Below are 21263 nucleotides of genomic sequence, written 5' to 3'. Positions count from 1 at the left end.
CACTGTCGTCGTCACCGGCGCGGCGCGCGGGATCGGTGCCGCAACAGCGGCGTGGCTTGGCTCGGAAGAGGCGTGGGTGTTGCTAGTGGATGTTCTGGATAAAGTGCACGACACAGCTGCGGGCCTTGGCCAGACGGCGCTCGTCTGCGATCTGGCCATGCCCGACGCCGCAGGGCGGGTTCTGGCCGCCTTGGATGCCGCAAGGATCGAGACGCTCGACGTCCTCGTGAACAATGCCGGCATTGGCGGTTCGAAGTCGCTCGCCGATACTGACGATGCCTTTTGTTCCCGCTGATCGATATCAACTTGCGTGCAGTCATCAGCCTGACCCGCGAGTTGCGGCCGCGGATGCGCCAGCCGGGCGGGCGGATCATTAATGTCAGCTCGATCCTCGGGCTTACGGGCTATCCCGGAACGGTAGGCTATTCGGTGGCCAAGGCCGGGATCGCGTATCTCACGCTCCAGCAGGCCGGCGAGCAGGGCCTGTAGGGTATAACCGTGAATGCGGTGGCGCCCGGCGTGGTCCCCACCGACATGACTCGAGCGCTGCACGTACGCAGCTACCAACGCCTGATGGTCGCGCCAATCCGCTCGAGCGCGTCTCCTCGCCGGAGGAGCAGGCGGCGGTGATCGCCTTCCTGCTTCGGACGACGCGTTCTACGTCTCGGGCGCAGTGATCCCCGTCGACGGCGGCTCCCGCCTGTCACAGTAGAGAAGAATAGCGCAATTTAAGCCTATACACAGGATGGCCCTGCAATTCCCGGATGCAGACCGACTCTGCCGGTAACCGGTTCCGGTGGTCGATCCTGTTAGCGGCGCCATTACCCGGCGCACATTTGATCGCGGTGGTGGGCAAGTTGAATTTACCCTTCGCGCGCTTCCCAGCGATCAATATGGCAGTGTCGTACTGCTCGGTCATTGTCGCAACGGTCGCGTTCAGCGTCGGCGCGAACCACAGCGCCTTGGCCACACCAGGTTGTAGCAGACGGATCGCCTCAGTGACCCGCCGAAGAAGCTGAGGCCGTCAATCCAGTCGGGCAGCTTTTGAGTCAGAGTTGGCAAAGGCTGCTCGAACTGAACGACTGTTGAGGAAAGCCTTTGCAGGCGCGGCGGGCGCGAGCACCGCGGGGAGCCGCAAAAAGGCACGCGGAGAGCTCTGCTGAGGCTGCAGTCAACTCAGCGTCCTTGGGAGCATATTGAAGTAGTATTTGCCCATCTCTCCCTGTTATGGCGATTTGAGAAGCAAAAAGCCCGTTCAGCGTTTAGCTTGGAGAATGTGCCCACTGCACTGCTCGCCCGCGAATCACCGATATTATGCAGATTTAGGAGCTCGACGCCGATCTCCTGCATTTGTTGGCGAGGATTGCTGGAAGAGTACCCATTCAATGCACTAAAATCCTGGAGTGGTCTGATCCTCATATTGTAAGTGTAGGCTGGCCTGATGCGGCTGGTTCCAAGTCTTCACAAAGGTTCCAACTACGCCTCCTCCCAAGGCGCATCGGCCCGGCAGCGAGTTCAATCTCCTGCCGGGCGTTGTAACTATTTGCGCACATTGGCCGATTCGGACCTTCAACGGGTTGGGCGGCTGCTGGCTGTCGGAGCAATGTAAAACTGGCTCATAGGCAAGAGTTAGATTGATGAGCAGTCTTGCGGACCAAGTCGCCGATCCAAATTCGCCAGGAGCATTTGCGCCCCTCAGAAATCCGAGCTTTCGTTCAATCTGGTTCGCCACGCAGGTCAGCTCGCTCGGCTGGTTGATGCAGACTGTTGCCATCAGCTGGCTGATGGCTACGATTTCGACTTCCGATCTGATGGTCGCGCTGGTTCAGGCTTCTTCAAACCTGCCAGCGTTCATCTTATCCGTCTTCGCCGGGGCCTTGGCTGATAATTTCAGCCGGCGCCGGGTCATGTTCGCCGGCCGGTGCCTTATGGTATTGGCATCTGCGATGCTGACGGCTTTTGTGGTGCTGGGCTTTGTCGATCCGTGGATGATCCTCGGCTTCAGCTTCTTGATCGCATGCGGCGGCGCTCTCCACGATCCAGCCTGGCAGGCCTCGGTTGGCGATATGGTGAACCGACGCGACGTTCCCGCCGCCGTCACGCTCCTCTCCGTTGGCTTCAACACTGTTCGGACCGTAGGCCCGGCGCTCGGTGGCATAGTAGTTGCCTCTTTTGGGCTGATGACGGCTTTCGCCGTAACCAGTCTTACCTATCTGGTCCCTTTGGTAACCATATGGCGCTGCAAGTGGATGGTTCGCTCATCACCTCTCCCACGTGAGTCGATGAGGACGGCGATCTATGACGGGCTACGCTTCACGGCGATGTCGTCGGAGATTAAGACGGCGATCACTCGCGGAACCCTCTTTGGTCTGGCGAGCATCGCCATTCTCGCGCTGCTGCCGCTGGTTGTCCGCGACCAGCTGGGAGGCGGACCGCTCGCCTATGGCACGCTCATGGCCGGATTCGGGACAGGCGCCGTCTTCGCCGGCATCTCGAACAGCGTGTTCAGACGGAGCTTGTCACAAGAGCGGCTGATGACGCTCGCATGCGTCGCCTGCGCGGCATGCTCCCTTTCGCTTGCGCTGACTTCTTCGATTGCAGTGGCGGCAATTGCACTCGCCATGGGTGGCGCGGGCTGGGTCACCGCCTGGTCCGGGGTCGGCGTGACCGTGCAACTGGCAAGCCCGCGCTGGGTCGTGGGGCGCACCATCTCGATTTACTATGCATTGATCGATGGCGGCATCGCAGCGGGCAGTTGGGTGTGGGGCACGGTGGCCCAGAACCATTCACTGACCTTGGCACTGGAGGGCTCCGCTGGAGCCCTTCTGCTGGTCGCCGCCACGGGCCTCCTGTTTCCCCTTCGCGAGCGCCGCGAATCCGATCCAGATGCTTTGGAGGACTTCGACGCACCGGCAGTCGCCCTCAATCTCAAGCCAAGAAGCGGTCCCATCGTGGTCAAAGTCGAGTACCTAGTGCCCGAGGAAAATCGCGAAGCATTCCTGGAACTCATGCGGGCGCGCCGGCATGTGCACAGTCGCGTCGGCGCTCGTCATTGGACTCTCCAGCGCAACCTTCAGGAGCCTATGCAATGGATAGAGACATTCCGCACGCCGACCTGGACCGACTACCTTCGCCTGAACCATCGTCTCACGGAAGCAGACAAGGAATTGGGTAAACAAGTGCTGAAATTGCATGCAGGACAGCTTCCGCCTAAAATCATGCTTTTTATCGAGCGACCAACAAGCTCGGCCCTAAAGTCCGATGAATCAGCACGTTATTTTCTCCGACACTGACTCTTCGAGGTTAACCCCTTGTATCTGCACGCAGAGGACTTTGTGCGATGGAAGCGACTGAGCCTCGAACCGGATGGCCATCCGGTTCGAAGCAAGGCGAAGTCGCCCGACACCCCTCCGGCCACAACCGTGGGTGAGCCTGGGATCTTCGCCTTCGTCACGTACGACCGAATAGTCGCTTGGCTCCAATCGCACGCACAAGGCAGGTTACCGTGAACAAGACTATCTGTGGAGTGGATGTTTCGAAAGACTGGCTCGATACCCATGTCGTGCCGAGCGGAGCGGCGGGCCGCTTTCGCAACGATGCGGCAGGCATAGCCGAGCTTGCTGCCTGGTGTTAGGTCAATGGTGTCGAGCTCGTCGTCATGGAGGCCAGTGGCGGCTACGAACGGCTTCCCTTCCTGCTGTCGTGGGAGTTGGGAGTAGCCTGCGGCATGGCCAATGCGAGGAGCGTACGCTGATTCGCCGAGGCGATGGGCTTCCTGGAGAAGACCGACAGGATCGACGCCGCCGTCATCGCCCGCTATAGCGAGGTCAAACGGCTGCAGCCGACGCTGCCGCCGAGCGCGGCCCAGCAGCGGCTCAAGGCGCTGGTCGCCCGGCTTTCCCAGGTAACCGCCGATCTCACCGTCCAGAAGCAGCGCAAGAGCGCTGCCACTGATGCCGATACCATTGCCTGCGTATTCCGATGAAGCCGGCCACCGATTCCGATTTGAAGCCGGCCAGTCATTCCGATTTCATTCCGGCCAGCATTCCGATTTGAAGGCGGCCATTTTTCGGTCTGATCCTGGGTCTCGTTGATGTTTGGGTTGGGTTTTGTTTCAGGTCAAGCTGACGGATAAGCCCGAAAGCGGCACCATGCAAGAATACAATAGGTCCACCGGTTCCATTCTCGCAATACAAAGTCGCGACGGCCCCAATCAATATGCAATGTTCGGTGATCATTGTTTCCTCAGCAAAAGCGAGCCAGATCGGTCTGCATTATGCATATGGGAAGCGAGGCTTCTGGTATTTACTTCATAAGCGTAGCAGCGTCTACAGGCCTTTTGCGCCAATTGCCCCCTAGCCGAACGCAGGAATTCGGCGTAGGCGCCCCAGTTCTTCAACCGCGAATTTGCAGGAAATTCCTAAACAAGCGCGGTGACCGTCTAGTGCATCAAGTTACGCGCGGAGCATCCTCCCCAATGCCTGCATCTGCGGCCTTCTAATCCGATCAATGTGGTCGCAAGCGGGGTGCGACCCGAAGCGCGCAATCACCATCTCCGCCTTTGGCGCTATGTACAGGTTCTGGCCGTAAAGGCCCCGACCTTCAATAGCATCAAGCTCGTCGTGTGATACCCACCATTGGCTTCGGTATGTATAGCCGAATGGGAGGTCCGGCTTGGCGGGGTGGTCGAGATCTTGAAGGTCGTAGACAACACTCGCGGGAACCAGTTGCTTGCCATTACACGAGCCTTCACATCGCATCAGCTCGCCGAAACGCGCCAAGTCGCGCAACGTCACATTGAGTCCGCTATGCGCCCTCGGCATACCGTTTGTCGGGTCGATCTCGACATAGGCGTCTTCTTCGCAGCCCAGTGGCAACCATAAGCGCTCCTCCAACAGTTGTGCGAACGACCGGCCCGTTGCGCGCGACATAACCCAAGCCATAACATTGGTATCGACGCCTTTGTAGACAAATTTGCCGTGCGCCCCTTCCTTTCGTATGGTACGCAGGTATTCGCATCTATATGACTTGTCTACACTTGTGTAATCTTCAGTAAAAGCAACGTTAGTTTGCATGTCCATGACTTGGCGGAGCGTTGCATCTTCCCACCCTGTACCTCGTAATTCCGGCACAAACTGCGATATTGTCTTCCTGTCGTCGAGAATGCCCTCATGCACCAACGCCGCGGCTAGGGTGCCCGCATACGATTTGGTGATTGACTGACACGAATGTTGTACGTGCGGCGCGAGTGCGCCGAAGTATCGTTCGTATATGATCCGCCCCCGATGCAGGACCAAAATGCCGTCGGTGTAGGTGTCGAATAGCGCCTCCTCGAACCGGTTGGTGCGGTCGTCCATGTCGACGAACGTGAGCCCATCGATTTCGGTAGACCTGTTGCTGCACTCAAGCTGCGACGGTCCGCCCCGCCCTCGCCACACTTGGACTGTGGGCCGCAGCTCACGCATATGCGATAGCGACCAGCGAAGCTGAGGAAAGGTCCAAACAGTTTCATTCTCGAATGTTACACGCTTGTCTGGCGGCGGCGGCGCACCGCGCATCCAGCCAAATTCGCGAGGATCCGATGCACGGCCGTCCAGGTATTGCTGTCCGTCGAATTCGAGTACGCTCTCCGACGCGTTACCGACGGTTTGCCGTTGTTTGAATTCTGTCATACATGGGATCCAATTTCATGCCTAGGCGCCCCCGGCGCCAGCTGGCTATCGAGAGTTGCGACCCAACCTCGGGAGTTCGGACTGGACTAAATCACAACATGTTATGATCATAGCAGCGGCAGGCGCGCATTCTATGCGAAATGTCCTCGACAACGCAGCAAATCAGCGTTGTATTGCGGCCGGCGCATACTTGCGGCCCCGCTCTCGCGTGGCAAGTAGGACCTAACTTGCCGAACGCTTCCAGCTACAAGAGGCATGAGCCATCATGCGCAGTATGCCGAGTACATCTCGATTAAACCGGGTCCGAACGGGTTGACAATTGTAACGCGTCTCCGCTGTCCGAGCTACGATGAGTCAAAAATTCTCTGGTCTATCAACGATGTTGACCCAGAGGGATACGTGCGAACTCGCAAGGCAAGAAATCGCGAAATGGCATGGGCGACTCTGCATGTTGGCGACGCGATAGTGGATAACGCCGTCGCCTTCGTAGGTGGGCTCGGCTTGAGTCGTCGCATGCGACGTCTCGAAGCAACCGCCCTGGTCAATAGCGACGTCGACCAGCTCCGAGCCCTTCTTCATGCCGGACATCATTTCGCGGGTGACGAGCTTTGGCGCGGCAGCACCGGCGATCAGCACGGCCCCGACCACGATGTCGGCAGAGAAGCATTCTTCCTCGAGCGCCCCGACGGTTGAGTAGCGGGTGCGCACACGGCCGGCGAAGAGGTCGTCGAGATTAGGGAGGTCGAGATTAGGGAGGTCGAGATTAGGGAGAGAGAGGGGCTTGGACCGCAGTTCCCACGTGACCAGAGTCAGCCCTGCAAGGTGTAATTCAACGCGCCAGTCCAGTTTAGATCCTTCCAAACAAGACGTCTTGTGGCGATGCAATCTGCAGCCTTCGGAGTCCAGCGAGTTGGCGAGTTCGCCGACCTCTCTGAGGCCAGGGTATCCGTGCTTTGTGAAATCGCCAGAGCGATCCGGCGAAAGCCAAGGGTAGTTCGCAGGAAACCTGCATCATCGAACTCGATTTCGCTGAATGCCAACAATGCAGAGCGATAAGGTGTCGTTCGTTAAATGACGGACCGGGATGGGTCCAATCAGCAGGGAGCAATGGCGCACCGCTAAGACACTCCTCTCGGTGGCGACGAAGGTAGCTTTCAAGAAAATAAGAACGAGAAAAAAGGGAACTATAGATGAACAATCATGTAACGACGGTCGTAGTTGCAGTCTCCATGGCGGTTGCGTCGATGTCTTTGTCAGCCAAGGCTTGCGCCGGCGAAGTCCTTGATCGTGTGCTCGCGGCACAGACATTGACGGTAGCGGTCGGGTCCGACTGGGGAGCCTTGTCTCACTTGAACGACCAACATGAACTCGACGGTGATGATGTAGAGGTCGCGAAGGGCATTGCGGACTACTTGGGCGTGAAGATCAAATTCGTGACCCCGGGCTGGGATATCATTCAGGCAGGCCAGTGGGGGGGGCGTTGGGACATGGCCATGGGTCAAATGACGCCGACCAACGATCGCGCCAAAAAATTCGCCTTCCCGGCCATGTACTTCTACGAAGGCGAAGTCGCTGTCGTTCACAAGGATAGCAAAGCGACGAAGCCTTCCGACCTGGAGGGCAAGATCGTCGGCGTCCGAGCGGGAACTCTTGGCGATTTGTATGCCAATCACAAGCTCACACCGGCATGGATCGGCGCTAAGCCAATACAATATCAATTTACAGCGGGCCAAGTGAAGGCTTATCCAAGTGCTAACTCTCTTACGCTTGACGACCTGCGCCTCGGCGATGGTGTTCGTCTCGATGGCGTCATTACTGAAGGAACGACGGCGGCTGCGGCAATCAAATCTGGCTATCCATTGAAGGTTATTGGCGATCCCTTATTCTACGCCCCGGGCGCTGTCACAATCGAGCGTGGCGATAAGGAGTTTATCGACAAGGTCGCTGCCGCGGTCAAGAAGATGAAGGATGACGGCACTCTTGCTAAACTCTCGGTCAAGTGGTTCGGGGGGGATTTCAGCGTCGATAAATAACATGACACAATCGTGGGCGTCCCCTTCCCGGGGGCGCCTCTTCTTAGGAAGAAAATGCTTATGCTTTACCACGATACAGTTGAATCTGAGGTGCTCGTCCACAAGCCATGGTTTATCGGCTGCATATTTGCAATTGTGCTCGCGGTTTTTCTTATCTTCAACGTAGCGGGCACCACGATGGGCGAACTCCTACGGCCCGTGATTGGCGATCACGCACAAGTGAAGTTTTACAGTCGCATTGCGATCGCTTTTGTAATTGCCGCAATGTTCTGCCTCAACCTCGTGCTGATTGGTTTTGTCCCGCTCAAAATCCAAATCGGGATCGTATGGTTTGAGTTGGTGCTACTGTTCCTTTCGCTCTTCGCGGCATTTGACTTAAGCATGCCATTTATTTGGGCAAACCTGCCATTTCTAATTACGCAGGGGGTAGTTACTACAGTTTACGTATCAGCGATGTCACTGCTATTTGCGTCGGCTATCGCAATAATCGGCGCGATTGCGAAACTGTCAAGCAACGGCATGGCTTACGCGATAGTCAGCTTCTACACTTCATGCTTCCGGGGTCTGCCGCTTCTCATGCAGGTTTATCTGATCTACATGGGCTTGCCCCAGGTAGGTTACGTTATTAATGCCGTGCCTGCAGGCGTGTTGGCGCTTTCGCTATGCAGTGGTGCCTACATGACGGAGATCTTCCGTTCGGGCATAGCCAGCATCGATCGCGGCCAGTGGGAGGCATCCCGGTCATTAGGTTTCGGCTTTGCGCTCACAATGCGCAGAATCATTCTGCCGCAAGCGCTTCCGGTTATCATTCCCCCGATGGGAAACACGTTCATCTCAATGCTCAAAGACAGCTCTCTCGTTTCGGTTCTTGGCGTTTGGGAGCTGACGTATCTAGCTCACTCACTCGGCCAGCCAACCTTCCATACTATGGAGATGCTAGTAACAGCGGCAATGATTTATTGGATTTTATCCGCCTGCCTGGAACTGGTCCAATCCCGGATCGAGGACCATTTTGCCAGAAGTAAGAAGCGATGATCGTGAATTCATTGGTCAAGCTAAAAAAGACGTCTAAGTTGGTTCGGCCATTTTCAAGGCACTTACAGATGCGCCAATGAACAAGAGAGATGCAATATTGAGCGACGAAGTCATCGAAGCTAAGAATGTATCCAAATGGTATGGTGCCTTCAGAGCACTAACTGACATCAACCTAACCGTCCGCAAGGGCGAACGTATCGTCATCTGTGGGCCCTCAGGCTCGGGAAAGTCGACGCTGATCCGTTGCGTCAATCGGCTCGAAGCGCACCAGGATGGCGAGATTACCGTCACTGGGATTAGGTTACATAACAAAATGCGCAACGTAGCTGAAGTTCGCAAAAGCGTCGGCATGGTTTTTCAGCACTTTAATCTTTTCCCGCACATGACCGTGCTGATGAACTGTATGGCGGCGCCGATGTGGATAAAGGGCGTTCCAGAGGGTGAGGCTAGAAAGATCGCGCTTAAATTCCTAGAGCGCGTGCGCATTCCCGAACAGGCGAACAAATATCCGGCTCAGCTCTCCGGGGGACAGCAGCAGCGCGTCGCAATTGCCCGGTCCCTCTGTATGGAGCCTGCAGTCATGCTCTTCGATGAGCCGACCTCCTCGCTCGATCCAGAGATGGTCGCTGAAGTGCTCGAGACTGTGACCGGACTCGCACGCGACGGCATGACCATGGTATGCGTCACCCACGAGATGGGCTTTGCGCGCGCCGTGGCCGATCGAGTAATCTTCATGGATCGAGGTGAGATCGTCGAAGAGGGTACACCGCACGACTTCTTCAGAAACCCGCAGCACGAAAGAACGAAATTGTTTCTCAGCCAGATCTTGTCGCATTGAGGGAGCCATCCTTCAACGAGGCCGTTCGACCGAGTTACTGTGTATCGAATGCGTTGCCTCAGGCCAGCGAGACAACATGTGCGGATATTGTATTCGTACGTATTGGCTGACATACATCAGAGCGTTCTCGGCAAGCGCCTCGTTCCCGGAAGCGCGAGAGTAGGATCCCGCTGAGCTTGTGCGCAGCCCACCGTGCCAGTTCGCGTCCAGGCGCGCTGAGGATTGGCTCGCCACACATGATCAGGTTGCAAGAGTGCGGCCTCAACCCTCTGCCCGCAACCGACCACAATCTGCAGACGTCGTCCTCTGGCAGATTCCCGACCATCTTTGGGTGAACCAAACGGATCAACACATGTTAAAGAACATAACCTTCGACCGCCACAGCTCCGACAAGCTTAAGAGTGAGGTCACGATCGACATTGATAAATGGGGGGTTCCTCATATCAAGGCTCAGAACTTGCACGACCTATTTTTCGCGCAGGGTTGGAATGCAGCTCGAGACCGCCTCTGGCAAATTGATATTGCGCGCAAACGAGGTCTCGGTCTCCTGTCACGAGACTTTGGCCCCGGATATTTGGAGCAGGATCGGGCGGCGCGTCTCTTTTTATTTCGCGGAGCCATGAGTGCAGAATGGCAGGCGTACGGCCCGGATTCCGAAGAGATATGCTCAGCGTTTGCCGAGGGGATCAATTCCTACGTAGACAGTTGCCATGACGGTTTGATTGCCTTGCCACCCGAGTTTGGCCTCCTCGGTCACACTCCCGACTATTGGAAACCCGAAGACGTCGTTCGCGTGCGAACGCACTCACTAACCCGAAATGCGATTTCGGAGCTTCTGCGCTGCAGGGTGATGGCATTGGCAGGTGTGGAACGAGGTACCCGCCTCGACAGGTTGAGACAAGAATTGTCACCTCCGATAGCGCCACGACCAGCGGAGGGCCTTGACCTCGCCTTTATGACAGATCGAGTACTGCAGGATTTTCGCTTGGCAATCTGTCCCGTCTCATTCTCGAGGGAAAGACTTGCAGCAAGTCTTCAGGAAGCTGACCGTTGGACCCGCGTAACACCGAGTGATGAGATCATGCAGACGGTGTTCCAAGAGGGCTCAAACAACTGGGCCATATCCGCAACAAAAACCACAACGGAGCGACCAATCCTTGCTCTAGACCCGCATCGCAAGCACGTCCTTCCGTCCATCAGGTATCTTGTACACCTGAGTATGCCCGGGCTCGATGTAATTGGCGCTGGAGAGCCTATGATCCCAGGAATCTCCATGGGTCACAACGGGACAGCCGCCTTTGGTCTGACTATTTTCGGCGCTGACCAAGAAGATATTTATGTTTACGAAACCAAGAGTGAGGGAAATAAATACTTATATAAAGGGGCCTGGGAGCAGGTGAAGACTATACACGAGAAAATTCCAGTTCGCGCCCACACCGACCAGGAGGTAAAGCTTCAGTTCACACGCCATGGACCCATTTTAAACCAAAATGCTGAAAAAGACCGCGCCTTCGCACTGAGAACCGTATGGATGGATCCCGGCATGGCACCTTACATGGCCAGCTTGGCCGTAATGCGCTCTAAGACATTTTCAGAATACACCTCCAGTCTAGCAAACTGGGGTTGTCCTTCAGTTAATCACATCTATGCGGACACGTCGAATGTAATTGCGTGGAAACCGTCAGGTGCGGCTCCGGTCCGAAGAAATTGGGACGGCCTGCTTCCGGTTCCAGGAGACGGTCGGTTCGAATGGGAAGGGTATTTGTCACCGGACGATGGGCCGTTCGAGATGAACCCCGCCAAAGGTTTTGTCGCCACTGCCAACGCAATGAATGTTCCGGAGGAATGGAGTAGATCGCATCCTGCTTTTGGCTACGAGTGGTCTGACAGCAGCAGACATGATACCCTTCATACAACTCTCTCACGATCAGAGAAGATCTCGTTGCGGGACTGCATGTCGCTGCAATGTTCGGTGTATTCGCCGATAGCAGTTCGTATTCTTGCGAAACTAGACACTCTTCTCGGTTCGGTTGCAAACATGCCTGCGTTGCACTTATTTTCTAACTGGGACCGGCATTTGGATGCGAGTTCGCCAGCCGCCGCGTTCTTTGAGATTTGGCTTAGCAAACACCTTGGCCCGACAGTAGCTCGCTTAGAAAGCGCTGACGATGAAGTGTTGGCACTGCTCGTGCCTTTACAGCCTTCGGCCATAGCCTCTTGGCTCGAACAGGCAGAGCCTAGTGAAAAGTTGAAGCATTCCATAATGGAATCCCTAACTTCTGCCTGGAGTGAATGCATATGTCGATTTGGCGACGATTCTGCCTCATGGGCATGGGGCAGTATACATAAGCTTGATTTGCGCCACCCTCTGCAGGCACTGACGTCTGAACAATGGTCGTTGGGCGCCATAGCCCTCGGCGGAAGTAGCTCAACGCTCAATTTTTCGAGTTACCGAAGCGGCCAATTCTCTGTTTCAGAAGGACCGTCAGTGCGGATAATCATGGACGTTGGGTCATGGGATGACAGTCTCTTTATTAACAATCCAGGTCAGTCGGGTGTTCCGATCTCAAGTCATTATCGTGACCTCAATCACGATTGGCAACGGGGCGAATACAAGCCCTTGTTATATTCAGAGGAGTCCATACGGAGGGAGCTCGAACATAGGGTCGTCCTGTCTCCCGCTGACTGTTGAGGATGCGACAGTATAGGCCGCTTACCATTGTAGCAGGAACATATCGGTCGAACTCACCTGGCGGCAAGGTGAGGATCGACACTTTAGCGCCCGCCGGCCGACTTTGATATTGACAGCGGAACGCCCGGCCGGAATCTGGATGCGCTTGTGGGGCAATGATCCCGCTGGTGTGCGGCGACCACCCCTGATCGTCACGAGCAGGGCCGTCGCGGCCTCCAATAATGTTGCAGGAGACTTAGAAGCGGGATGTCCCGCATTGGCAATTGCTCTGCCTTGGGGCCATAGGGAAGAGGGGTAAGGTGCTGGCCCGACCACCGGAGAGCGCGTCTGTTACTACAAGGCTCGATCGCGGCCGCATCACGGCCCTCGGCGGCTGCCGATAACGCGCGCTTCGGGCGCTACCAGTACGCATTGGCGATAATCGCATCTGCTGTAGGAGAGCACTTGATTCGAGACTGACAGTGCGACGGTCAACAGGGTTCGCTATCATTGTCGAGCCGAGTTCAAGAATGGACACATACCTCAGGGAGGACCTTTCAGGGGGCAGACCATTGTCTGTCTCCTCATCCGAGAAACAAGCTAACCTCGCAGAGAGTGGCATCAGGGCAACACGTCATTGTCCTTCGATGCGACTGAATATCGACGACTTCAACGCGGCTTGCCGCCTTCGCGTATAGCCGCAGGACCTTGAATGCCGGGAACCAGCCGAGAAATGTTGGCGGTGGGTGAGCGCCTTTCATTTTTCAAGTCCGCTACATTCTGTCTGTCATATACCCGAAGGCGGCGATGCTTGTTGCCCGCCCGATGTGGTTAGCAGTTGACGTGCCTTCTTATGTATCTTCATTCAGCCTGCGGTGGCACGCTGGCCGTTTCGTTGAATGGCGGGGGAAAAAAGGCGTTGATGACTCAGGCTTGCGTGGAGCACTCGTGGGGCGCTCGATTGACAATGTTATTCGTGGAGAATGCTTTCCTTTGTGGAGGAGGATGATTCTCTCGTCCAGTTCCTTGTCGGCCTCGGTAAGGCGATGATTCAGGCGAAGGTAGTCGGTCCAGGTCGGCGTACGGAATGTCTCCGTCCATAGCACAGGCTCCTGAAGGTTGCGCTGGAGAGTCCAGTGCCGAGCACCAACGCGACTCTGTACATGCCGGCACCCGCGCATGGCGAGGAATTCTTCTAGATTTTCCACGAGTATGAGGTACTCGACTTTGACCACGATGGGGCCGCTTCTCGGCTTGAGACTGAGGGCGACTGCCGGCGCGTCGAATTCCTCCAAAGGGTCGGGCTCGGCCTCGCGACCCTCGCGAAGGGGAAACAGGACGCCGCTCGCAATGGAAGAGGCAGTGCCAGAAAAAGGGAGCACGCCGCACAGGCGACGCATGCCAGCGTCATTAGTTGCTCTTCTGACAAGCTCCGTCTTAATAGGCTGTTGGCGACGCCAGCCATGACGGCGCCTGTGCCGAAGCCGGCGATGATGGTGCCATAGGCGAGCGGTCCTTCGCCCAGCTGATCGCGGACAACCAATGGCAGCAGTGCGAGTATGGCGATGCCCGACAGGCCAAAGAAGGTTCCGCGGGCGATCGCCGTCTTGATTTCCGATGACATCGCTGTGAAGCGCAGCCTGTCATAGATGGCCGTCCTCATTGACTCACGTGGGAGAAGTGAGGAGCGAACCTTCCATTTGCATCGCCATATGGTGACCAAAGGGATCATATAGGTGAGTGTAAACATAGCGAAAGCCGTCATAAGTCCGAACGACGCAATCATGATGCCGCGAGCGCCGGTCCCACGGTCCGTGCAGTGTTGAAGCCAATGGAGAGGAGGGTGACGGCAGCGGGAACTTCGCGTCGGTCCACAATATCGCCAACAGAAGCCTGCCAGGCGGTATCGTTGAGCGCGGCACCACTTGCGATCAAGAAGCTGAAGCCGAAGATCATCCACGGGGCGATAAAGCCCAGCACCACTGAAGCCGTAGCATCGCGGATGCTATTACCATTAGGCATCGGCCGGCGAACATGACTCTTCGACGGCTGAAGTTGTCGGCGAGAACCCCTAGCGAAAATGGACAAAATGAAAGCGGGCAGGTTAGACGAAGCCTGCTCGAGCGCAACCATCAGATCGGAGGTCGGAACCGTTGCCATTAGCCAGCTGATAGCAACGGTCTGCATCAGCCAGCCAAGGGAAGAGACTTGAGAGGCTAAACCAGATTGAGCGAAATGTCGTATTCCTGAGCGGCGCAAACGTCTTCGGCGAAACTACATCCGCATCTGCGCCCGCCGCTTTGCTCATTGCTCCGACCGATTCGGTTCCGCCAAGCTTAACCACTTCGCGCGACACGATCCTCTTACACGTCGGATGCGCCAAATGCAGTCTTTGTATTAGTGTCATCTGGTAGCGAGATGCGGAGGTGGCGGCGGAGAGCCGTCGCTGGTGTCGCAGCGGCCTTACATCAGTGCAAACATGCTGTTGCGTGGCGCCGGCACAGTTCCCCCGGCGTCGGCGGCTTCGCCGGCAAGAATGCGAAGGCGCGCCGACTCGCTGCCAAGCTCAAGGTCGTCAGCATGGTTCTTCTGGCCGAGGCTGACGAGCTTGCCGAGCAACTCGGCGCCTTTGTCGGCGATCCTCTGGCGAGAACAAAGCTGTCGGAGACCAGCGTTGCCTGCATTGAGCGGCCGATGAAGGCACTATGCGCATCTCGCTGCGAGATGCAGCCGATATAAAAACAGCATTTGACGCTAGCCGCCAGGAAAGGGGATTGTCACCCCGCATGAGCCGGCGAAGCTTTTGTTCAATTTCGAACATGGACGCGATCGCGCGTTTTGCGCAACCAAACCACGACACACTGATTGAGGTGAGATATGGCGACGACACGCTCCGCAATTCCTCTGACTGGTGTACCGTTTCCGATATCAGAGTATGAGCGCCGGCAAAACAATGTGCTGGATGCGGTTGCTACGGCAGGCTTGGACGCAATCGTAGTAACGGCGCACGGCCACTTGAAGTATCTCAGCGGCTACGATGGGAGCGGTGGATATTTCGCGCCTTTCCCTCTTATTCTGATGCCGGGTCGGGTCCCGATATTTGTTGTCCGAGAATATGACGAGCAGGCAGTACGTTCATATAGCTGCATCGAGGAAATTGAAACCTATACACATCAGCCTGATTTTGGCAGGGTCTGCGCCGATGTATTGCGTCGACTCGGACTGGACAATAAGCGAGTCGGTTTCGAGCTTGGCTGCTGGAATCTCGCGCCCGCCGACGTGCGCGCAGTCCAAGACCAGCTCCCGGATCTGAAGATTACTGACGTCACCCGACTGGTCTCGTCAGTGTCAGCAGTGAAAGGAGAACTTGAGTTGGCGTGTATGCGCGATGCTGTTCGACTCACTGACGTGGCAATTCGAACCTTTCAGCAATCGCTTCGTCCCGGCATTACGGAGATCGAAATGGCAGCGGCCCTAGCTGCGGCGGTAACAAACGACCCCAGCAACGCCGCTGGGGATATCGGGCTTGCGCCGGGTACCATTTTGTTTGGAGAGCGAGTGAAGTTGCCCCATGCGCCAGCGACCCATCATCCTCTCAGCAACAACGAACCTGCCTTTCTGGAGATAGGGGCTTCGAAACACGGGTATACAGTGGGAATGGTTCGATGCGCAGTCCTTGGCAAACATCCCGAAACCGAATCTTTGCACGGCTTGGCTGAAGAGGTCATTGCGGCCCTTGTCTCCTCGATTCGACCAGGTGCTACGCCGGCGGACGTTCACGCTGCTGGGGGCGAGGTGTTGAAGCGATCTGGACGCAAGGGCGTCTTCCGCCAACGAACAGGATACCAAACTGGCATCAATTGGACTGAGCGCGGCGACCTAAGCCTGGAGCCCGATGTAAATGAACCACTCCGAGCTGGCATGACCCTGCACATGCCAAACATTTTGTGCAGCGAAAGTGGCTACCTATTTGGTGCCGGCGCACACGTGCTCGTGACAGAGCGCGGCGCGGAACTCCTGAGCGAAATCCCGCCAACACTTTATCGGGCGTGATGCTAGGCGGCGTGGACAAATTTGAGCCAGTATCTGGCGGTGGCTAGGTAGACCATTCCGAGGAAGCTATTGGCCAATTGATCGTAGCGGGTGGCAATGGCCCGGTTGATTTTGAGGTGGCCGAACATGCGCTCGATTCGGTTCCGCTGCTTGTAGAGCGCCCGGTCATACTCGATCTTCACGCGGCGGTTTGATCGGCCGGGTATGACGGGTTTAATCTTCCGCTCGGCGAGATCGGCGCGAATGGTATCGGCATCGTAGCCCTTGTCCGCAAGGAAGGCGTCCGGTGCACGAGTCCCCCTTTTCCGCCCGCTGCCGAGACATGGGCGCGAACTGTGGTGCTGTCGATGCTGTAGTGGCCGCTGTCCGCCATGACCTCGGCGAGCATTACCGCCACGGTCTCCCAGACCCCGGCCTCGCTCCAGCGTCGGAACCGACGATAGATGGTGTTCCAACTGCCGTATTTGGGCGGGACATCCCGCCATGGAGCGCCGCAGCGGAGCCGCCAGAGAATGCCGTTGATGATCGAACGATTCTGCTTGGGAGGTCTACCTCGGCCGCGTTTGTCAGGGTCGATGGGCAGCAAGCCCTTGAGAACACGCCATTCTGCTTCGGTGAGATCGCCCCTGCTCAAACCTGCCTCCAAAAAGCAGCCTTGAATCAATCCTCTTGGGCTACGTCAATCGCATCGACGTCCGAAATTCCGTAAGGCGGATATACTATTCCGCCAAGGTGATGGACAGTTCGAGAGGGCTGTCGCTATCCGCGAAAAATCGGCTGCCATCCTCAAACTCGATCACCACCTCTCCATCGCGGTGGCGCATGACACGGCGAACAACCTTGCCAATCAGCATCGACGTAGCTCGTTCGCTCTCTTCTTCCAGTGTCATTCCCAATGCTAACAACCCGATCGCAGGAAAGCGACCCTGCTAACATCGAATTTGTCCACGCCGCCTAGGGTCTGCGGTTTGCGGATTGAGTGGCAAAGCGCATGCAGTCCTGGAAAGTAGGTCGTGGGAGGGGGAGGAGTGTCGCGATGGTGACAGCTCTTCCTACTCAGACCTTTGCCATTGGCCGTTGCCAGCAGAGCCAGAGTTTATGATTGCCAGCACTTCGCAGCTGGTCCTCTAAGGCCGAAGCTTATCCATTTGAGGGCAAACGGCTTGTTATCGGGTCGCAGTCGCCGGCGCCAACACCGAGGCCTGAACGCGGGGCTATCTCGGTTCTAGATGGTTACGATATCCAAACTGCATTTGACGAAAACACCGGTGGCATCGATCATTAATTACGCACCGGCGCCTGATCCAAATTACTCAAATGCGGGAACGTGCCTATGGTTGGCGTTGACAGGTTCAAGGAGATCGAGATCGAAGCGATGACTTGGCGCCGGTACCTGCACGAGAATCCGGAGCTTGACTATCGGGTGAATGACACAGCGGCATTTGTGGCGGAAAAGCTGGCTTCCTTCGGGATTAACCACATCGAGTGCAGGATAGCTGAAACCGGCGTGGTTGCGTTGATCCAAGGTCAACTCGGAGATGGGCCCACTATCGGGTTGCGGGCCGACATGGACGCTCTGCCTATACTCGAAGCTTCAGGCAAACCTTGGACGTCGAAAAGGTCCGGACAGATGCACGCGTGTGGTCACGACGGGCATACTGCAATGCTCCTTGGCGCCGCGAAATACCTCGCCGCGACCCGGAACTTCAAAGGGTCCGTTGCCCTGATCTTCCAACCTGCCGAGGAAGATGGCCGCGGCGGCCAAAGAATGGTCCAGGAGGGGATCATGGACCGTTTCGGGATATCTCAGGTCTTTGGCATGCACAATTGGCCAGGCATGGAGGTTGGTGCGTTCGGCATTTGCGAAGGTTCGATTTTTGCCGCGCTCGACGAGTTCGATATTGTGGTCAAAGGCAGAGGGGGTCACGCGGCCGCTCCCCATCTGACAATTGACCCCGTCGTTGTTGCAGCTCAGATCATTTTAGGCTTGCAGACACTAGTCTCACGCAACACGGACCCCACCGAGTCCCTGGTGATCTCCGTCACAAAGCTGAACGCCGGACAAGCTTACAACATCATTCCCGAACGCGCGGAGATTGCCGGAACAGTCAGGACACTGTCACCGATTTTGCGCGACTTCGCTGAAAAACAGATTGAGGCGTGCGCGGAAAATATTGCACGCGCTTCCGGGGCGAAGGTCGAGTTTCAGCATCGCCGCCTGGAGCCCCTCACTGTCAATCATCCCGATCAAACGCGTCGGGCAACAGAGGTGGCGCGTGCTCTGGTCGGCCATTCATCGGTGAACCCCAAAGTCAAACCTAGTTTGGGGTCAGAGGACTTCGCGTACATGCTAGAGGCGCGGCCGGGGGCATGTATACTGCTTGGAAATGGATCGACTGCTGCTCTCCATAATCCAACCTACGACTTTAACGATGAAGCACTGCCATACGGCATTGGATACTGGGTCAACTTGGCCGAGGCTGCTCTAGCACCATGACATTGTCCAAGCAAAACAACCTTGGCTAATCAAGGCTGAGATCACAAGAAGAGGGTAACGACATGAAATACGAAATAAATCGCCGACGATTGCTGCAGGCGACATCGACCGCCATGGCGGCTGGCGCTCTGTCTTCAATTGCGGGCCGCGTTGCGGCCCAAACACCCAACCAGATCAACGTAGTGCTAGGCGGCGGCGATTGGGGAAAGGCTAACATTGAGGCTTACGCTAAGCCATTTGAAGCTGAGACCGGTATCAAGGTCAACCCAATCACCGACGACATGGGTATGGGACAGGTCGAGTTGATGGTAAAATCGGGCAATGTCACGGTAGATGTCGGGGCGCTTACGCAAGGGTCCGGCTTGGTCGCAGCTAAGAAAGGAATTCTTGAAGAAATTGATTACTCCTTGTTCAGGAAAGAAGAGCTAGACGGAATTTATGAATTTGCCAAGCAACCGTTTGGCGTGGCAAATTTGATTTACTCATATAATATGGTATATAGCACAGACGTATTCCCAGCTGATAAACCCCGGCCGACAAACTGGGCTGAATTCTGGGATGCTGATAAGTTTCCCGGCGTTCGCACCTTGGTGTCCGGCCAGTTTGGTTCAGAAGGACCCTGGGAAGAGGCCCTGTTAGCGGACGGTGTATCTCCCGATAAGCTCTACCCGATGGATATCGACCGGGTGTTTGCCAGTTTGGACAAAATAAAGCCGCACATCCGTAAGTGGTGGAGCAGCGGATCAGAGATTCAACAGATGTTGCATGATAAGGTCGTTGACATCGCTCAATCGTATGACGGAAGAGCTCTACTGTTGATCGATCAGGGCGCCGCGACGGAGATCAATCGAAACCAGGCGAAGCTGCAGTGGGATTATTGGGTCATTCCAAAGGGTTCACCCAACGCGAAGGCTGCGCAGAAGTTTATCGAATTCGCCACTCGCGCGGAACGTCAGGCAGCATTTTGCCAATTGTTTCCTGAGGGACCAAGCAACGGCAATGCGTTCAAACTTCTTCCCGAGAAAGTTGCGCGCAAGCTCCCTACCCACCCAGATTACATCAAGAGCAGCGTTTCCATCAACGGCAAATGGTACAATGAGGTAGGCCCCAGCGGTGTTTCCAACACTGAGATGCTTATCCAGCGGTGGAATGAGTGGATCCTGCAGTAGGGTTGGTTGAAGTGCGAAAGTCCGGTCGGGGTAACTCCATACCGGGCTAAAGTCGAAACTGATGCTGAAAATGTGACGGGGAGCGGGGTAGCCCACTAGCCTCTCCGCTCACGGCATCGGGTACGACGGCAGAAGGTACGGCAAATGCCTGCTAATGCACGCCAGCGATGGTGGAGGAGCCACAGTGAACATGCACGCAATGAATACCGCCCCCCGTTCGGAAGTTGACGCTGCAGATGTGAACCAATCGGTGCCACAAATTCAGTTCAGCAGTGTTACCAAGATGTACGGGAGTGTTCCGGCGGTCAGGGATCTGTCGCTGACCGTGCGTCGCGGCGAGTTCTTGACGATTCTCGGCCCGAGCGGCTCGGGTAAGACCACTACCCTGATGCTCTTGGCCGGCTTTGAGGCCCCGAGTTCGGGTGATATTATGATCGCCGGCCATTCAGTGGCTTCGGTCCCGTCCTACCGGCGCGATCAAGGAATTGTGTTCCAGAGCTATGCGCTGTTCCCGCATCTCACAGTGGCTCGAAACCTGGAATTCCCTCTCGAAATGCGGGGCATGGCTCCCGATCAGAGGAAGGTTCGGGTAGCCCGTATGCTTGAGCGCGTGCATCTAGGGGAATTCGGCGGTCGCATGCCATCCCAATTGAGTGGCGGTCAGCAGCAGCGCGTGGCGCTAGCCCGCGCGCTGATTGCCGATCCACCCTTCCTATTACTTGATGAACCGCTTGGCGCACTCGACCGTAACCTGCGTGAGCAGATGCAGATCGAGATGAAGAGCTTGCACAAGGAGTTCGGTATCACGACGGTGTGCGTTACGCATGACCAGGAGGAGGCGCTTACTCTGTCAGACCGGATTGTTGTAATGCGCGCAGGACGTGTCGAGCAAATCGATACACCAGAGGCCCTCTATGATCGGCCATCATCGTGCTTTGTCGCTAAATTTCTGGGTGAGGCGAACATTCTCGAGGATGCCTTGTTGCTGGCCAGAGGGGGCAACGCGCCGCAAATCGGCACCGTTGCGATGATAAGGCCAGAGCGCATCAGTGTACTTCCGAAGACTGCGGAGTGGGCTCAAACGGACCAGCGGCAATATGTTGCCGGTGCGGTCGACGATATGATTTTTGCCGGCCCTCTGCGAAAATACCATGTTCGCGTTGGCAACAATGTTCTCATCGTCCGGGAACATGTCGCGGCAGACCAACCTGTTTTCCAGCCAGGCGAGGAGGTTTGCCTCACGTGGCTGCGGTCAGACATTCGCTTCGTTTCGCCATAAGCGATTGATAAGGGAT

General features: G+C 56.3%; 13 protein-coding genes and 6 pseudogenes. 12 read left to right on the top strand and 7 right to left on the bottom strand.

All coding sequences use genetic code 11. The features are described 5' to 3' along the window. Positions 1-13: 13 nt before the first annotated feature. Together P9236_RS17945 and P9236_RS17940 are read left to right on the top strand one after the other, a co-directional pair. Positions 14-295: pseudogene (locus P9236_RS17945) on the top strand (SDR family NAD(P)-dependent oxidoreductase); the annotation flags it as partial. Further along, entirely contained in the window at positions 283-489 is a 207-nt protein-coding gene (locus tag P9236_RS17940; protein ID WP_199489648.1) for an SDR family oxidoreductase, read from the top strand. The pseudogene P9236_RS17945 and the gene P9236_RS17940, both read left to right, overlap by 13 nt. 400 nt (positions 490-889) lie before the next feature. Here the strand turns inward: P9236_RS17940 and P9236_RS17935 are convergent. Then, a pseudogene (locus P9236_RS17935) lies at positions 890-1056 on the bottom strand (IS21 family transposase); the annotation flags it as partial. 581 nt (positions 1057-1637) lie between these two features. Between P9236_RS17935 and P9236_RS17930 the strand changes: the two are divergent. Both P9236_RS17930 and P9236_RS17925 read left to right on the top strand, forming a co-directional pair. After that, positions 1638-3293 carry an MFS transporter gene (locus tag P9236_RS17930; RefSeq protein WP_063169321.1) on the top strand — a complete coding sequence of 552 codons (1656 nt, stop codon included), beginning with the start codon at positions 1638-1640 and terminating at the stop codon, positions 3291-3293. A gap of 269 nt (positions 3294-3562) precedes the next feature. Next, positions 3563-3949, top strand: a pseudogene (locus P9236_RS17925) (transposase); the annotation flags it as partial. Between the two features lie 505 nt (positions 3950-4454). Here the strand turns inward: P9236_RS17925 and P9236_RS17920 are convergent. Further along, positions 4455-5672 carry a serine hydrolase gene (locus P9236_RS17920; RefSeq protein WP_063169320.1) on the bottom strand — a complete coding sequence of 406 codons (1218 nt, stop codon included), beginning with the start codon at positions 5670-5672 and terminating at the stop codon, positions 4455-4457. 354 nt (positions 5673-6026) lie between these two features. Then, positions 6027-6404 (bottom strand): annotated as a pseudogene (locus P9236_RS17915) (alanine dehydrogenase); the annotation flags it as partial. A 458-nt stretch (positions 6405-6862) separates the two neighbouring features. Between P9236_RS17915 and P9236_RS17910 the strand changes: the two are divergent. The 4 genes from P9236_RS17910 to P9236_RS17895 all read left to right on the top strand — a co-directional run bounded on the left by P9236_RS17910 (position 6863) and on the right by P9236_RS17895 (position 12270). After that, positions 6863-7705: a transporter substrate-binding domain-containing protein gene (locus P9236_RS17910; RefSeq protein WP_063169318.1), complete on the top strand. Its 843-nt coding sequence runs from the start codon at positions 6863-6865 to the stop codon at positions 7703-7705. Positions 7706-7765: 60 nt separating this feature from the next. After that, entirely contained in the window at positions 7766-8740 is a 975-nt protein-coding gene (locus P9236_RS17905; RefSeq protein ID WP_063170377.1) for an amino acid ABC transporter permease, read from the top strand. Positions 8741-8834: 94 nt separating this feature from the next. After that, complete coding sequence (locus tag P9236_RS17900) at positions 8835-9578, top strand: amino acid ABC transporter ATP-binding protein (RefSeq protein WP_135921822.1); 744 nt, start codon at positions 8835-8837, stop codon at positions 9576-9578. A 352-nt stretch (positions 9579-9930) separates the two neighbouring features. After that, positions 9931-12270, top strand: a complete 2340-nt coding sequence (locus tag P9236_RS17895; RefSeq protein ID WP_063170375.1) for a penicillin acylase family protein — start codon at positions 9931-9933, stop codon at positions 12268-12270. Between the two features lie 830 nt (positions 12271-13100). Here the strand turns inward: P9236_RS17895 and P9236_RS17890 are convergent. Further along, positions 13101-14557 (bottom strand): annotated as a pseudogene (locus P9236_RS17890) (MFS transporter). 155 nt (positions 14558-14712) lie between these two features. Next, positions 14713-14868: a hypothetical protein gene (locus P9236_RS17885; RefSeq protein WP_164548527.1), complete on the bottom strand. Its 156-nt coding sequence runs from the start codon at positions 14866-14868 to the stop codon at positions 14713-14715. Positions 14869-15126: 258 nt separating this feature from the next. Here P9236_RS17885 and P9236_RS17880 point away from each other — a divergent pair, with 258 nt between their 5' ends. Beyond that, positions 15127-16302, top strand: a complete 1176-nt coding sequence (locus tag P9236_RS17880) for a Xaa-Pro peptidase family protein (protein WP_063169317.1) — start codon at positions 15127-15129, stop codon at positions 16300-16302. Between the two features lie 2 nt (positions 16303-16304). Here P9236_RS17880 and P9236_RS17875 read toward each other — a convergent pair. Both P9236_RS17875 and P9236_RS17870 read right to left on the bottom strand, forming a co-directional pair. Then, a pseudogene (locus tag P9236_RS17875) lies at positions 16305-16936 on the bottom strand (IS5 family transposase). 85 nt (positions 16937-17021) lie between these two features. Further along, entirely contained in the window at positions 17022-17192 is a 171-nt protein-coding gene (locus P9236_RS17870; RefSeq protein WP_164548526.1) for a hypothetical protein, read from the bottom strand. A 443-nt stretch (positions 17193-17635) separates the two neighbouring features. Here P9236_RS17870 and P9236_RS17865 point away from each other — a divergent pair, with 443 nt between their 5' ends. From P9236_RS17865 to P9236_RS17855, 3 genes are all read left to right on the top strand, one after another. Continuing rightward, a complete protein-coding gene (locus tag P9236_RS17865) occupies positions 17636-18799 on the top strand; it encodes a M20 aminoacylase family protein (RefSeq protein ID WP_063169316.1) in 1164 nt (387 codons plus the stop codon). Between the two features lie 62 nt (positions 18800-18861). Next, positions 18862-19968, top strand: coding sequence for an ABC transporter substrate-binding protein (locus tag P9236_RS17860; RefSeq protein ID WP_063169315.1), 1107 nt, complete (start codon positions 18862-18864; stop codon positions 19966-19968). Between the two features lie 190 nt (positions 19969-20158). Next, positions 20159-21247, top strand: a complete 1089-nt coding sequence (locus P9236_RS17855) for an ABC transporter ATP-binding protein (RefSeq protein ID WP_224570037.1) — start codon at positions 20159-20161, stop codon at positions 21245-21247. Positions 21248-21263 lie beyond the last annotated feature (16 nt).

The organism is Mesorhizobium sp. WSM4884 (assembly GCF_029625675.1).
GTDB lineage: Bacteria > Pseudomonadota > Alphaproteobacteria > Rhizobiales > Rhizobiaceae > Mesorhizobium.
This window is presented reverse-complemented; position numbering and strand designations above follow the sequence as displayed.